General features: G+C 69.1%; 14 protein-coding genes and 1 pseudogene. 5 read left to right on the top strand and 10 right to left on the bottom strand.

The genetic code is table 11. The annotated features are described in order from the left end of the window. Positions 1-33 precede the first annotated feature (33 nt). From MC45_RS02040 to MC45_RS02055, 4 genes and pseudogenes are all read left to right on the top strand, one after another. A pseudogene (locus MC45_RS02040) lies at positions 34-711 on the top strand (TonB-dependent receptor plug domain-containing protein); the annotation flags it as partial. A 65-nt stretch (positions 712-776) separates the two neighbouring features. Then, on the top strand, positions 777-1,055 hold the full coding sequence (locus MC45_RS02045; protein WP_038658889.1) for a TonB-dependent receptor: 279 nt from the start codon (positions 777-779) through the stop codon (positions 1,053-1,055). Between the two features lie 218 nt (positions 1,056-1,273). Next, positions 1,274-3,028: a tryptophan-rich sensory protein gene (locus MC45_RS19635; RefSeq protein ID WP_156143758.1), complete on the top strand. Its 1,755-nt coding sequence runs from the start codon at positions 1,274-1,276 to the stop codon at positions 3,026-3,028. A gap of 54 nt (positions 3,029-3,082) precedes the next feature. Then, a complete protein-coding gene (locus MC45_RS02055; RefSeq protein ID WP_038658893.1) occupies positions 3,083-3,349 on the top strand; it encodes a hypothetical protein in 267 nt (88 codons plus the stop codon). 13 nt (positions 3,350-3,362) lie between these two features. Here the strand turns inward: MC45_RS02055 and MC45_RS19185 are convergent, their stop codons facing one another. From MC45_RS19185 to MC45_RS02070, 4 genes are read right to left on the bottom strand one after another with little or no spacing between them, the layout of a single operon-like run. After that, positions 3,363-3,521 (bottom strand): hypothetical protein, encoded by a 159-nt coding sequence (locus tag MC45_RS19185; RefSeq protein WP_156143759.1) that lies wholly within the window; start codon positions 3,519-3,521, stop codon positions 3,363-3,365. Further along, positions 3,518-3,700, bottom strand: coding sequence for a hypothetical protein (locus MC45_RS02060; RefSeq protein WP_156143760.1), 183 nt, complete (start codon positions 3,698-3,700; stop codon positions 3,518-3,520). The genes MC45_RS19185 and MC45_RS02060 overlap by 4 nt, the downstream gene beginning before the upstream one ends. Positions 3,701-3,726: 26 nt before the next feature. Beyond that, the gene (locus MC45_RS02065) at positions 3,727-4,230 is read right to left on the bottom strand and encodes a metallophosphoesterase family protein (protein WP_038658899.1); all 504 of its coding nucleotides are present in this window, start codon (positions 4,228-4,230) and stop codon (positions 3,727-3,729) included. Positions 4,231-4,236: 6 nt separating this feature from the next. Further along, on the bottom strand, positions 4,237-4,683 hold the full coding sequence (locus MC45_RS02070; protein WP_052075477.1) for a winged helix-turn-helix transcriptional regulator: 447 nt from the start codon (positions 4,681-4,683) through the stop codon (positions 4,237-4,239). 51 nt (positions 4,684-4,734) lie between these two features. Here MC45_RS02070 and MC45_RS02075 point away from each other — a divergent pair, with 51 nt between their 5' ends. Beyond that, a complete protein-coding gene (locus MC45_RS02075) occupies positions 4,735-5,343 on the top strand; it encodes an NAD(P)-dependent oxidoreductase (protein ID WP_038658905.1) in 609 nt (202 codons plus the stop codon). Here MC45_RS02075 and MC45_RS02080 read toward each other — a convergent pair. The 6 genes from MC45_RS02080 to MC45_RS02105 are packed head-to-tail and all read right to left on the bottom strand — an operon-like array spanning position 5,337 to position 12,515. Next, positions 5,337-6,530, bottom strand: coding sequence for a histidine-type phosphatase (locus tag MC45_RS02080; RefSeq protein ID WP_038658908.1), 1,194 nt, complete (start codon positions 6,528-6,530; stop codon positions 5,337-5,339). The genes MC45_RS02075 and MC45_RS02080 overlap by 7 nt on opposite strands. Before the next feature lie 57 nt (positions 6,531-6,587). After that, entirely contained in the window at positions 6,588-8,258 is a 1,671-nt protein-coding gene (locus MC45_RS02085; protein ID WP_038658911.1) for a hypothetical protein, read from the bottom strand. Between the two features lie 13 nt (positions 8,259-8,271). Then, entirely contained in the window at positions 8,272-9,348 is a 1,077-nt protein-coding gene (locus MC45_RS02090) for a protein-glutamate methylesterase/protein-glutamine glutaminase (protein ID WP_038658913.1), read from the bottom strand. A 1-nt stretch (position 9,349) separates the two neighbouring features. Continuing rightward, a complete protein-coding gene (locus MC45_RS02095; RefSeq protein WP_281177478.1) occupies positions 9,350-10,201 on the bottom strand; it encodes a CheR family methyltransferase in 852 nt (283 codons plus the stop codon). Further along, on the bottom strand, positions 10,198-10,701 hold the full coding sequence (locus MC45_RS02100) for a chemotaxis protein CheW (RefSeq protein ID WP_038658916.1): 504 nt from the start codon (positions 10,699-10,701) through the stop codon (positions 10,198-10,200). The genes MC45_RS02095 and MC45_RS02100 overlap by 4 nt, the downstream gene beginning before the upstream one ends. Next, entirely contained in the window at positions 10,698-12,515 is a 1,818-nt protein-coding gene (locus MC45_RS02105) for a methyl-accepting chemotaxis protein (RefSeq protein WP_038658919.1), read from the bottom strand. Before MC45_RS02105 ends, MC45_RS02100 begins: the two co-directional genes overlap by 4 nt. Between the last annotated feature and the right edge of the window lie 16 nt (positions 12,516-12,531).

The following is a 12,531-nucleotide window of genomic DNA, read 5'->3' on the forward strand; positions in this document are numbered from 1 at the left end:
AGAGCGTCAAAAGGGGTAGGCTTGGTGACATTGGTGAATTCCGCGTTTTGCGCCGTGCGACATGGCGTATCGGCTGCCGCCCTCGTGACGGCGATCGCCGCACCGGCTTATGCGCAACAGGCGCCGACGGATGCGGCTTCCGCCGATCCCGCTGCAGCGCAGGACGCGCCCGCTCAGCAAACCGCGACCGTGGCCGCGCCGTCCGATCCCGGCCAGGGCACGGAGATCGTCGTCACCGGCACGCTGTTCCGCGATTCGAACGCGACCTCGATCTCGCCGGTCACCGTGCTCAGCGCGGAGACGCTCCAGCGTGCGAACATCACCACTGCGCAGGACGCGATCCGTTCGGTATCGGCGGACAGCGCGGGATCGATCTCGACCGGCTTCCGCAACGGCTTCTCGGCCGGCGGCGCCGCGGTGTCGCTGCGCGGCCTCGGCGTCTCGTCGACCGTGGTGCTGATCGACGGATTGCGCTCGGCGAACTTCCCGCTCAACGACGATGGCCACAATGCCTATGTCGATCTGAATTCGATTCCGTTCAGCATCGTCGACCGGATCGAGGTGTTGAAGGACGGCGCATCCTCCACCTATGGCGCGGATGCGATCGGCGGCGTGGTCAATCTGATCAGCAAGAAGCATTTCGAGGGAGTCGAAGGACCGGTACAGGGCGGCGCGACCGAACGCGCCGATGGGTCGCACTATCGCGTGACGCGACAACTTACCACTTAGATTGGATCAAGCAGGTCGCGGCCGACGAGATTGCGCCCGTCAACGGCGTGATCGATCTCTCATGCGAGAATACGCTGGCGCCCGTACCGTCGGACGGCGACAAGGCCAAGCAATGCTACGTCCGTCCGTTCATCTACGTCGACCTCAACGCCGGCGTGCAGGTGAACGACCAGTTCCGGTTCTTCTTCAACGTGCAGAACCTGACCGATGCCCGCGCGCCGCTGGCATCGGGCGCCTATGCCAGCAATCCGAACTATCTCAGCAGCTGGCATTATGCAGGCCTCGTCGGCCGGAATTTCAGTGCCGGGGCCAGTTTCAATTTCTGAAATCAGTTGCCGACTGTAGCGCCTCGAGGCGGCTCTGCCGTCCCGATGCGTCACCGGGATCGCTCCAACGGCCATGACGTTGGGCGAGTAATTAGCTTGTGGCCGACGTGGCGGCCCGATGCGAACACAACGATCGGGATCGACGCCGTCCGACGGAGTACGAACGAACGCGACCTTCCGTCAGCTCGACCGTTGTGCGGGGCAGAGGAGAGTCCGCCATGTCCCGCCGTATCCTGATCACCGGTGCCAGCGTCGCCGGCAATACCGCGGCGTGGTGGCTCGGCCGTGCCGGCTTCGATGTCGAGGTGGTCGAACGCGCACCGGCGTTTCGCGACGGCGGCCAGAATATCGACGTGCGCGGCGTCGGCCGCGAGGTGCTGCGGCGCATGGGACTGGAACAGGCGGCGCTCGATCATGGTACCGGCGAGGAAGGCACCGCATGGGTCAAAAGCGACGGCAGCGTCGCCGCGCAGTTCATCACCGCCGAGTTCGGGGCCGACGGCCCCACTGCCGAAATGGAGATCCTGCGCGGCGATCTCGCCCGCTTGGTCTACGAACCCGCTGCCGCGCGTGCCACCTATCGCTTCGGCGACAGCGTGGCGGCGATCGACGAGGATGACGCGGCGGCGGTGGTCACCTTCGCCAGCGGACGCACCGCGCGATACGATGCGGTCATCGTCGCCGAGGGCGTCGGGTCGGCGACCCGCTCACACGTCTTCGCGAACGAGAATGCGCCGCGCTGGATGGATCTGACGATCGCCTATTTCACGATCCCGCGAACCCAGGACGACGGGCAATTGTGGCGGTGGTACAATGCGACCGGCGGGCGCAGCGTGTCGCTGCGGCCCGACCGTTACGGCACCACCCGCGCGATGCTGTCGGTACAGCAGCAGCCGGGCGGCGAGCAGGATTGGAGCACGGACCGCCAGAAGGCGTGGCTGCGCGAGCGGTTCGCCGAAGCCGGCTGGCAGACCGACCGCGTGCTCGACGGCATGGCGACGACGGACGATTTCTATTTCGACGTGCTGCGTCAGGTGCGGATGAAGCGCTGGTCGAAGGGCAGGGTGGTGCTGACCGGCGACGCCGCATGGTGCGCGACGCCGATCGCCGGGATCGGCACGACGCTGGCGATCACCGGCGCCTATGTGCTGGCGGCGGAGCTGGCGCGGCACGACGATGTCGCCGCGGCGTTCGACTCCTATGAGCAGGCGATGCGCCCGATGGTCGAGGACGCGCAGGGCGTTCCCAAGATCGCACCGCGGCTGATGAACCCGCAGAGCCGGCTCGCCATCCGCCTGCTCCATGGCGCGCTCGCGGCGGCAAGCCGGCCCATCGTCCAAAAGGCGATGGGCAAAATGTTCGGGGGCGGCCCGAAGGAGCCCGATCTGTCCCGCTACGATGACGCCATCCCGACCGATGTGACGATCGTCGCCTCGGAACCGGCGCCATCCGGCGTCGCGGCGCCGGCGGCGGGCGGGCTGTCGCCGCTGCTCGCGATCGGCGCGGTCGGCGTCGTGCTGGGGGCGAGTGCGGTGCTCGGGCGGCGCAACGCGCCCGATCCGTCGCACGCCGCCATCCGGCGCTGGTATCGCCGGCTCGACAAGCCCGGCTTCACCCCGCCCGATGCGGCCTTCGGCGCGGTCTGGCCGGTGCTGGAGACCGGCCTGGCGGTCGGCGGCTATCGTCTGCTGCGACGACCGGCGGGGCCGGCGCGCAATGCCGCGGTCGGGCTCTGGCTGCTCAACACCGCAATGGTCGGCGGCTGGACGCACTTGTTCTTCCGCGAGAAGAAGCTCGGCGCGAGTGCGGCGGCATCGGGTACGATGGTCGCATCGGGTGCCGCCTATGTCGCGACCGCCGCACGCGTGGACAGGCCGGCGGCGGCGGTCGGCGTGCCGTTCGTCGCGTGGCTCGGCTTCGCCACGCTGCTCGCCGAGCGGATCTGGCGTGACAATCCGGCGGAGGAAGGATGAGCCGCGACCCTTGCGGGCTTGCCGCCGGATGATCCGCCGCTAGGAGGCTCGGCGATGGACCTCGACGACCAGATGCGCCGCTATTTCGGCACCGACCAACTGGCAACGGTGCCGCCTGAGGCGATCGCCGCCGGGATCGAGCATATGAGGGTCGATCTCGGCCTCGAGCGCGACCGGGCGCGGCGGTTCGCGTTGTGGACCTTGCTCTACATGCTGGACGCGGCGCCGGCGCTCGACGCGGTCTTCGAGGAGGAGGCCGATCGCGACGCGGCGCGCAACCTGATGGACCTGTCCGCCCGGATGATGCCCGACGCGGACTGAACCGCGACGGCGCTCAACTCCGGTAAAGCGCGATGCCGAGCGCCAGCATGCCGGCCATCGATACGGCGAGGAAGGCGATCATCACGATGATCACCCGCCGGATCAACGGGCGGTTGCCGGCAGCGCCGTCGCGCCGGCCGGCATCCTGTCCGAAGGTGTCGCGATCCGTCATTGTTCGAGGGGGTCCTTGACGAAGCCCTTCAGGTCGTCCGCGTCGAGATCCTCCTGCGCCTTGCCGACGTGCTTATCGTCGGTGCCGCTGCTGCCCGATTCCTCGACGGCGCGGGTCGTCTTGCCGGCGGTGTCGTCGGCATCGAGGCGGTCGGTGGCGTCGTCCGGTTGGTCGGTCATGATGATATCCTTGGCGTTGCTGCTGCTCAATGAGCGGCCGGCGGCATCGGGGCCAGCAATTCGGCGAGCGTGACCGGCGCGAAATCGCGGGCGTCGACGCCGACGTCGAACTGGCGCGGCATCGGTTTCAGCCGGCCGTGGCTATGGCCGTGCAGGTTGATCGCGCGGCGATGCTGGCCGTTCCAGCTGCGGAAAGGATAATGGCAGAGAACGAGCGCGTGGCCGTCGAGCGACAGCTCGGCATAATCGCCGACGCTCGCCCAGCCGGCGACGACGCGGGTACCGTCGGGATCGTTGTTGCCGGCGAGCAGATGCTTGCTGCCGTGCAGCCGGTCGAGCAGCCCGGCGACATCGCCGGCCCGGCGGGCGACGTCGCCAAGATGCCAGACGATATCGTCCGGCGCGACGCGCGCGTTCCAGCGCGCGATGAGCGTCGCGTCCATCGTCGCGGTGTCCGCGAACGGCCGGTGCTGGATGTTAATCGTGCGATGATCACCGAAATGCGTGTCGGCGGTGAAGAAGACGGCCATCGCGGATCAACGCGCCGGGAGGACGGACGATGCGGGATCCGCCGCGGCGCGCGTGTCGTAGCGACCCTGCGCCGCCGCCACCTCGGGCATGCGCGTCTCCGCCCAGTCGATCATCAGCCGCAGCGCGGCGAGCAGGTCGCGGCCGAGCGGGGTGACGCGATAGCTGACGCTGACCGGCACCGTCGCGACGACGTGGCGCGTCACCAGCCCGTCGCGTTCGAGCGCGCGCAGCGTCTGGCTCAGCATCTTCTGCGAGATACCGCCGATCCGCTGCTTGAGCTGGCCGAAGCGCAATTCCCGGTCGCCGAGCAGCAGCAGGATCAGCACGCTCCATTTGTCGCCGATCCGATCGAGCAACTGGCGCGTCGGGCAGTCGCGCGCATAGGCGTCGCCGCGTCCGGTGGCGGTTTCGCCCAAGTGACCAAGGGAGTCGAAAGTGCCGTCTTGCTTCATGGGTCACCTCTAGCGATGTTGGTCACCGATGGAAACCAATGGAGGTGCGACATGCAGATAGCGGTATTGGGTGCGAGCGGTCACGCCGGGTCGGAGATCGCCACGGAGCTCGCCGCGCGCGGCCACAAAGTGCGGGGCATCGCCCGAAACCCGGCGGCGATCCCGCAGGCGGAGGGGATCGAGGCGGTGGCGGGCGACGCGTCCGACCCGGCGGCGCTCGCCGAGCTGATCCGCGGCAGCGATGCGGTGATCAGCGCGCTGCATTTCGACGTCACGGCGGACACGTTGCTGGCGGCGGTCAAGCGGGCGGGCGTGCCGCGATTGCTGGTCACCGGTGGTGCCGCGAGCCTTGAGGTCGCACCGGGTCAGCGGCTGTTCGACACACCGGACTTTCCGGAGGAATGGAAGCCGTTCGCTGCCGGCGGGATCGCCTTCCTCGACGCGTTGCGGGACGAGCAAGAGGTCAACTGGACCTTCTTCTCGCCGGCGGCGCAGATCTTTGAAGGGCCGCGGACCGGCCGGTATCGCACCGGCGGCGATCAGCTCGTCGTCGATGCGAATGGCGAGAGCAGGATCAGCTTCGCGGATTTCGCGATCGCGATGGTCGATGAGCTCGAACGGCCGCAGCACAGCCGCGGCCGCTTCACCGCGGCTTATTGAACCGCGGCGAGACGGCGACGGATCATCCGGTCGAAGGTCGCGAGTTCGCATAGACCGGTCACGCCGCAGCCGGGGATCGGCAGCGGCGTGACCGTCACCCTCGGCGACAGGCGGCGCAGATCATCGGGTGATTGCGTTCGGTAGGAGGCCCGGACGTATCGCCGCTTGCGCGAGGGATCGTACAACCGTTCGAGCCAGATCGCGCCGCCGGGGGCGACATCGCCCTCGGCATAGCCCGGCGCGCGCAGCGGGACGTGCAGGACGGCGGCAAGCGAGGTGACGTTGGTGTCGTGGCCGACCAATATGTCGACCGGAGGGGCATCGGCGCCGGTCAGCCCTGCGAGCATGCGACGGCCGAGGACCGCGGCCTGATGCGCGGCCATATAGGGCGGACGGGTGAAGACGTCGAACAGCGCGGCGTGGAGCGCGCCGACCCGACGGAGCGCGGCCGCGTCGATCCGGGGCCAGCCGCGCGGGTCGAGCCCTTCGGCATATTGCAGCAGGAGCACCTGCGCCGTGCCCGAGGTGGTGCGGATCGGCCCGCTCAGCTCGATGCCCCGGCCGTCGGCCGACGCAACGATGCGCGAGGGCGTAACCGGGCTGCATCCCTGCGGCGCGGCGCAACCCAGCAGCATGTCGAGTTGCGCGATCGCTGCGGCATGGCGGCGGGCGAGCGCGTCGACGCCGCCGGTATAATGCTGGATGTCGGCGATCGCGGTCGCCGGGTCGAACCGGGTCGCACCGGCGCGCAGCGGCTCGAACAGCGGATCGGCGCGATCGGGCGCGAGGTGATCCACCGGGATCGTGCAGCCCGGCGCGAGGCCAGCGGCGAAGGCGGTTCCGCTGGCGATCGTGCGCTCGGCGGTGTTGGCGTGGATGCGCACCGTGCGCGGGGCAGGACAGCCGACGCGCGGCAACAGCCCGGCGGCAATCAATGCGCGGCGATCTTCCGCGCCGAGGATCGTCATCGCCCGCGCGCCATGCGGCGTCAGATGCTCGGCCGGCACGGGCCAATGCGGCCATGGCGCCGCAGTGCGCGTCCCCTCCGGCGCCTCGCCGTCGATCGGCGCACGCACGCCGTGCCGCATCAGTACGACGACGCGCTCGACGGTGAGTACCGGCCGCGCGGCGAGCGGTGCGGGTGCGGCGAACAGGAACAGGGCGGGCAGCAGGCGGAGGAGCATCATCCGCGGCGGGCTAGCCGCGGATTGGGTCAGGCCGGTGACGGTCCGCGCCGAGGCGGCTCAGAACAGTCCGTCGTCGTCGTCATCGTCGTTGGCCGCATGCGCCGTCGGCGCCATGCCGGGCAGCAGGAAACGGGCGTGGACGTCGCGCTCCGCGGCCATCGTGTAGAGCTTGGCGATGGCGGGCAGGACGGCGTGCAACGCGCCTTCGTCGTCTTCCGTCAGCGTGGGCAGGTCGCCGGCGCGTTCCGCCAGGATCGCCGACGCCTCTTCCATCGTGCCGGCCAGCGCCAGCTCCTGCGCGAGGTCGACCGCGGTCGCCTCGACGAGCTCGACCAGCCGCTGCGCATCGTCGCCACCCTGCAGCACGACCTGATCGGTCCGGCGGCACGCCTCGCGGATGACGAGGAGCGCGCGGGCGAGCATCGTCGCGACATCCGGCTCGTCATTGCTCAGCGCCAGCGACACCTCGGCATCGCCGAGCCGCCCGATCGTATGGCCGACGTCGATCGTCGTCGCGCCGAGGTCGCGCGCATAGGCATCCACCTCCTGCGCGACGACCGCGACGGCCCGACCGACGGTGCCATGCCGGCGGCAGAGCAGGCGGGTGTTGGTGGCGATATCCTGTACGTCGGTGCGGATCGCGCTCAGCCGGCCGACGCGCTGCGTCAGCTCGGTGACGGTCGCATCGATCAGCCCGGTCATCCCCTCCGCCTGCCGATGTGCCGATTGCAGCTGGACGATGATCCGGTCCATGCCGGTGACGCTCTCCTCCAGCCGGGTGAGGAAGCCGCGATTGTCCTCGCCGGCCTGTTCGGCGATCAGGTCGAGCAAGGCGCGGCCATCGGGGATCAGCGCGTCCAGCGAGTCGACCAGCGCGCCCGTCTCGCGGCCGAAGTCATGAACGACGGCGTCGAGCTGTGCGGCGAGCAGGCGATCGACATGCGCCGCCGCCCCCGGGCCGCAGCCGTGCGATTCGACCAGTTGCAGCGCGGCGACGACGTGTTCCAGCCGCTGACGGGTGCTGTCGCCGACCTGCAGCGCGCCGAGCAGCACCGCCACCTTGGTCTGGATGCTGCGCGCGATCGCGGCGACGCGGCGGGCGAGCTGCGCGGCGCCCTGGAGGTGGACGCCGAGCGCGGCGGCGTCCGCGGCGAGGCGCTGCGGCACCGCCGGCACCGCCTTGACGCATTCGGCGGTGAGCAGGCGATCGACCTGCTGGACGCTGGCGAGCCCCGTCTCCAGTTCCTTGAGCTTGCTGATCACCTCGGTCAGCAGCGTCTCGCCGGCGGCGAGCTTGCCGTTCATGCCGTTGACGAAGCCGACGAATTGCGGCTCGCCCGAGGCGGCGATCTTGATGTTCATGCCGTAGATGCCGAGCACGCGTAGCGAGCGATGCATGTCGAGCACATGCTGGCGCAGCAACGCGGCAATCGCGGCGATCGTCTTGACCCGGCCGGTGCGCCCGGCGAGCGTGGCGGGCAAAGCGGTGATGCGCGCGGCGACCTCGGCGAGATCGGCGGCGGCGGCGCCGGCGTTGCTGGCGTCGAGCGCATCGACGATCGTGTCGAGCCCGCCGACGATCCGGTCGATCATCCCGATCGCATCGGCGAGCGTCGTGCCCGCACGCAGGAAGCGCGTGTCGAGATTGGCGGCGAGCTGCGCCAGCCCCCGCCGCATCGGGCATTCCGCCGGTTCGACCACGACCAACGCGTTGCTGTCCTGAAGCATCGTCTTGTCCTAATTATCGTGCGGCGGCGAGCAGCAGTTCACGGGCGATCGCGCCGAGCGGCACGACGCGATCCGCCGCGCCACGGGCGATCGCTTCCTTGGGCATGCCGAAGACGATCGAGGTCGCCTCGTCCTGCGCCAGCGTGCGGGCGCCCGCCTGTTTCATCTCGAGCAGCCCGCGCGCGCCGTCGTCGCCCATGCCGGTCATGATGATGCCGACCGCGTTCGATCCGGCGTTACGTGCGGCGGAGCGGAACAGCACGTCGACCGACGGCCGGTGCCGCGACACCAGAGGCCCCTCGCGAACTGCGGCGACATAGCGGGCGCCCTGGCGTTCGAGCATCATGTGGCGCAGGCCGCCCGGCGCGATCAGCACCCGGCCGCGCATCACCGTGTCGCCGTCCTCGGCCTCCTTGACGTCGACCTCGCACATGCCGTCGAGCCGCTTGGCGAAGGCGCGGGTGAAGCTTTCCGGCATGTGCTGGACGACGACGATGCCCGGCGAATTGGCGGGCAGCGCGGTCAACACCTCGCGCAGCGCCTCGGTCCCGCCGGTCGAGGCGCCGATGCACACCACCATCTCGGTGGTGCGGCTCATCGCGCGGCCGCTGGGTGGCGGCAGCACCGCGTCGGCGGTCAGCCGCTGCTGCGGTGCCGCGCTGGCCGGTTGGCGGCGGCCGAGCCGCGCCTTGGCGGCGCCCTTCACCGTCTCGCAGATATGCAGATGCGCCTCGACCAGATGATCGGCGACGCCGACGCGCGGCTTGAGGATGACGTCGACCGCACCCGCCTCGAGCGCCTGCAGCAACGTCTCCGAGCCTTCCTCGACCAGCGACGAGCACATGACGACCGGCGTCGGGCATTGCGCCATCATCCGGCGCAGGAAGGTGATGCCGTCCATCCGCGGCATCTCGACGTCGAGGGTGATGACGTCGGGCACCTCGGCCTGGATGTAGCGCGCCGCGGCGAAGGGATCGGCGGCGGCGGCGATCACCTCGATCTGCGGATCGGCGGAGAGGATCTGGGTCATCGCCTGGCGCACGCTGGCGCTGTCGTCGATGATCAGGACGCGGACGGGCTTGGCCGGCATGTCAGTGGCGCCTGAAGATGGTGTTGCCCACCAAAGTGAGCGGAAGGTCGAGGTCGGCGATCGATTCCGAATGACCGAGGAACAGATGGCCGCCCGAGCGCAGATTGGCGAGCAGCCGCCGCACGACCTTCTCCTGCGTCTCGCGATCGAAGTAGATCAGCACGTTGCGGCAGAAGATCATGTCCATCGGCGCACCGACGGGATAATGATCGTCCATCAGGTTGAGCGCTGCGAAGCCGATCGCCGCGCGCAGCGCCGGGGCGATGCGCACCTCGTCGCGGCCCGGCGCGGTCGGGCGCAGCACGTAGCGTTGCTGGAGCAATGGCGGCACCGGCTCGACCGCGGCGCGCGGGAAGATGCCGCGCCGCGCGACTGCCAGCACGTCGGTATCAAGGTCGGTGGCGAGGATGCCGAAATCCGGCCCGCCGCGCTCCTGCGCGAAGGCGTCGAGCAGCATCGCCAGCGTATAAGGCTCCGCGCCGGTCGAGCAGCCGGCGCTCCACACGCGCAGACGGTTGCGTCCCTCCGCCACCAGCGCCGGCAGCAGCGTGCCGGTGAGATAGTCGAAATGGCCGGGCTCGCGGAAGAAATCGGTCTTGTTGGTGGTCACCGCGTTGATCAGATGCTCGGCTTCCACCGCCATGCCGCCCTCCTCGAACAGCCAGTTGCAATAATCGGCGAGCGTCTCGTGGCCGGTCGCCCGCACCCGGCGGCGCAGCCGGCCGCTGAGCATCGAGGATTTGTTCGACGGCATCTTGATGCCCGACACCTCCGTCACATAAGCGGAGATGCGGGCGAAATCGCGCGCCGACAGCAGATCCTCGACGATCCGGTCATAGCTTAAATCGCTCACGAGACCGCCGCGACCGGGGGCGCCGCGCCCGACTGGGCGAGGATCTGCGCCATACCGGCCAGGACGCCGTCGAGTTCGAGCAGGCCGACGAAGCCGCCGTCGCGGCGCAGCACGCTGACGACATGGCGCGAATGCCAGGCGGTGCCGGTGTCGGGGAGTGGCTCGATCGCCTCGCGCGACCAGGTGCTGACGTCGAGCACCCGGTCGACGACCAGCCCGATGACGAGCGGGCGCTCGCCGCCGGTGTCCGATTCGACCACCAGCACGCGCGTCGCCGGCGTCACCGCGACGCTGGGCAGGCCGAGGCAGATGCGGAAATCGACCATCGGCACCGACAGGCCGCGTACGTCGCATAGGCCGATCAGCCAGTCGGGCGCATTGGGGACGCGGAACGCCGGGCCGTGATCGAGGATTTCGCGGACCACGCCGATCGGCAGGGCGAACAGTTCGTCGCCGATGCCGAAGACGATCGTCTGCAGCGTGCCGTCACCGCCGCTCATGCCGCGCGTCCGAAATCGGCGTCTTCCGCATCCGGACCGCCGTTGGCCAGATCGAGCGCGAAGCCGCGCACGCGCGTCTGCTGATCGGTGATCGTCCCGGGCTTGGGCTTCGACAATCTGGCCATTTTGGTTCCCTTGACGTCGGCACGACGCACCACGGCGGTCGTCGCGACGCGTCGCGTCTGCGGGGCGCTGTCCCGCCGATCGTCGGCGAGCCGGAAGAAGGCGATGCTGTGCTCCAGTTCCTCCGCCTGATCGGACAGCGCTTCCGAGGTCGACGAGATCTGCTCGGACGCCGAGGCGTTCTGCTGCGTGACCTGATCGAGCTGCTGGATCGCCTGGTTGATCTGCGATGCGCCGATGTCCTGTTCGCGGCAGGCGGCGCTGATCTCGGCGACCAGCTCGGCGGTACGGCGGATGTCCGGAACCAGCCGGATCAGCATGTCGCCCGCTTCGGTCGCCGCGCCGACCGTGTCCGAGGACATCGCGCTGATCTCGGTCGCGGCGGCTTGGCTGCGCTCGGCGAGCTTGCGCACCTCGGCGGCGACGACCGCGAAGCCCTTGCCGTGATCGCCGGCCCGCGCCGCCTCGACCGCCGCGTTGAGCGCGAGCAGATCGGTCTGACGGGCGATTTCCTGCACGAAGCCGATCTTTTCGGCGATCGTCCGCATCGCACCGACCGCACGCTGCACGGCGGCGCCGCTGCGCTCCGCCTCGGTCGAGGACTGGCGCGCAATCTTCTCGGTCTGCGCGGCATTGTCGGCATTCTGTTTGATGTTCGCGGCCATCTGTTCCATCGACGCCGAGGCTTCCTCGGCGGCGGCGGCCTGTTCGGTCGCGCCCTGGCTGACCTGCTCGGAGGCCGAGGACAATTGCTGGCTGCCCGCGGCGACGCTGGCCGAGGCCTGCGTCGCATCGCCGACGACGGAGCGCAGCTTCTCGATCATCGTGACCAAGGCATGGCCGAGCGTATCCTTGTCGGACAGTGGCTTGTGATCGATGGTGAGATCGCCGGTCGACACCGACTGGGCGAGCTGCGCGCTCTGCCGCAGGTTGATCGTCATGCGATTGACGGTGTCGACCAGATCCTTGATCTCGTCGTTGTTGGTCGCGGCGATATCATGGTCGAGATCGCCGATCGCCACCGCGTCGATCGCCGCGCCGATCCGCTTCAGGCCGCGCGACACCAGGGTCGAAATCCAGACCGCGCAGGCCGCCGCGAGCAGCGTCGCGGCGACGCCGACGCCGATCAGCAGGTTGCGCGCGTCGGCATAAAGCACGTTGGTCTCTTCGTCCGCCTCGTGCATGTGCGCGCTCTGCCGATCGACGATGGCGCTGACATCGCGTGTGATCGCCTCGACCATCTTCTTCTGTTCGGTTTCGGTGAGTTCACCCGCCTTGGCGTTATCGTTCGCGGTGCCGAGGGCGCTGATCCGCTCGTAGACGGGCTTCAGGGCTTCCCAATCCTGCCGCACCTGGCGCCACAACGGCTTGTCGTCCGCCGCCGCTCGGCTCTCGCCATCGGCAAGCAAGGTCTCGAACTGACGCACCCGGCGAGCGGTGTCGATATTGTAGCCGGCCATGATCTGCTGATCGGTGTTGAGCGCGAGCGCCTTCTGGTTCGACAGCATGTAGCCGAGATGGGTCTCGACCTGCTGCGCCGTCTGGAGCTGCTTGGCCGGACCGGCGATGACGTCGGTGATCGCGTCGTTGAGGGTGTTCGACTTGGCGATGCCGAGGCCGATCACCATCAGCAACATCGCGGTCAGGATCGCAAAGGCGATCCCCAGCTTCATCTTGATCGTGGCTCGCATGGGAAAATCCTAGAGG

The organism is Sphingomonas taxi (assembly GCF_000764535.1).
GTDB lineage: Bacteria > Pseudomonadota > Alphaproteobacteria > Sphingomonadales > Sphingomonadaceae > Sphingomonas > Sphingomonas taxi.

What these genes read in the sequence shown, in the direction of transcription:
- MC45_RS02100 (WP_038658916.1), bottom strand. Translation starts at nt 10,701, where the DNA reads ATGAGCGGCGGTGACGGCACGCTGCAGACGATCGTCTTCGGCATCGGC.
- MC45_RS19185 (WP_156143759.1), bottom strand. Translation starts at nt 3,521, where the DNA reads ATGACGGATCGCGACACCTTCGGACAGGATGCCGGCCGGCGCGACGGC.
- MC45_RS19635 (WP_156143758.1), top strand. Translation starts at nt 1,274, where the DNA reads ATGTCCCGCCGTATCCTGATCACCGGTGCCAGCGTCGCCGGCAATACC.
- MC45_RS02085 (WP_038658911.1), bottom strand. Translation starts at nt 8,258, where the DNA reads ATGCTTCAGGACAGCAACGCGTTGGTCGTGGTCGAACCGGCGGAATGC.
- MC45_RS02060 (WP_156143760.1), bottom strand. Translation starts at nt 3,700, where the DNA reads ATGACCGACCAACCGGACGACGCCACCGACCGCCTCGATGCCGACGAC.
- MC45_RS02070 (WP_052075477.1), bottom strand. Translation starts at nt 4,683, where the DNA reads ATGAAGCAAGACGGCACTTTCGACTCCCTTGGTCACTTGGGCGAAACC.
- MC45_RS02080 (WP_038658908.1), bottom strand. Translation starts at nt 6,530, where the DNA reads ATGATGCTCCTCCGCCTGCTGCCCGCCCTGTTCCTGTTCGCCGCACCC.
- MC45_RS02065 (WP_038658899.1), bottom strand. Translation starts at nt 4,230, where the DNA reads ATGGCCGTCTTCTTCACCGCCGACACGCATTTCGGTGATCATCGCACG.
- MC45_RS02105 (WP_038658919.1), bottom strand. Translation starts at nt 12,515, where the DNA reads ATGCGAGCCACGATCAAGATGAAGCTGGGGATCGCCTTTGCGATCCTG.
- MC45_RS02055 (WP_038658893.1), top strand. Translation starts at nt 3,083, where the DNA reads ATGGACCTCGACGACCAGATGCGCCGCTATTTCGGCACCGACCAACTG.
- MC45_RS02075 (WP_038658905.1), top strand. Translation starts at nt 4,735, where the DNA reads ATGCAGATAGCGGTATTGGGTGCGAGCGGTCACGCCGGGTCGGAGATC.
- MC45_RS02090 (WP_038658913.1), bottom strand. Translation starts at nt 9,348, where the DNA reads ATGCCGGCCAAGCCCGTCCGCGTCCTGATCATCGACGACAGCGCCAGC.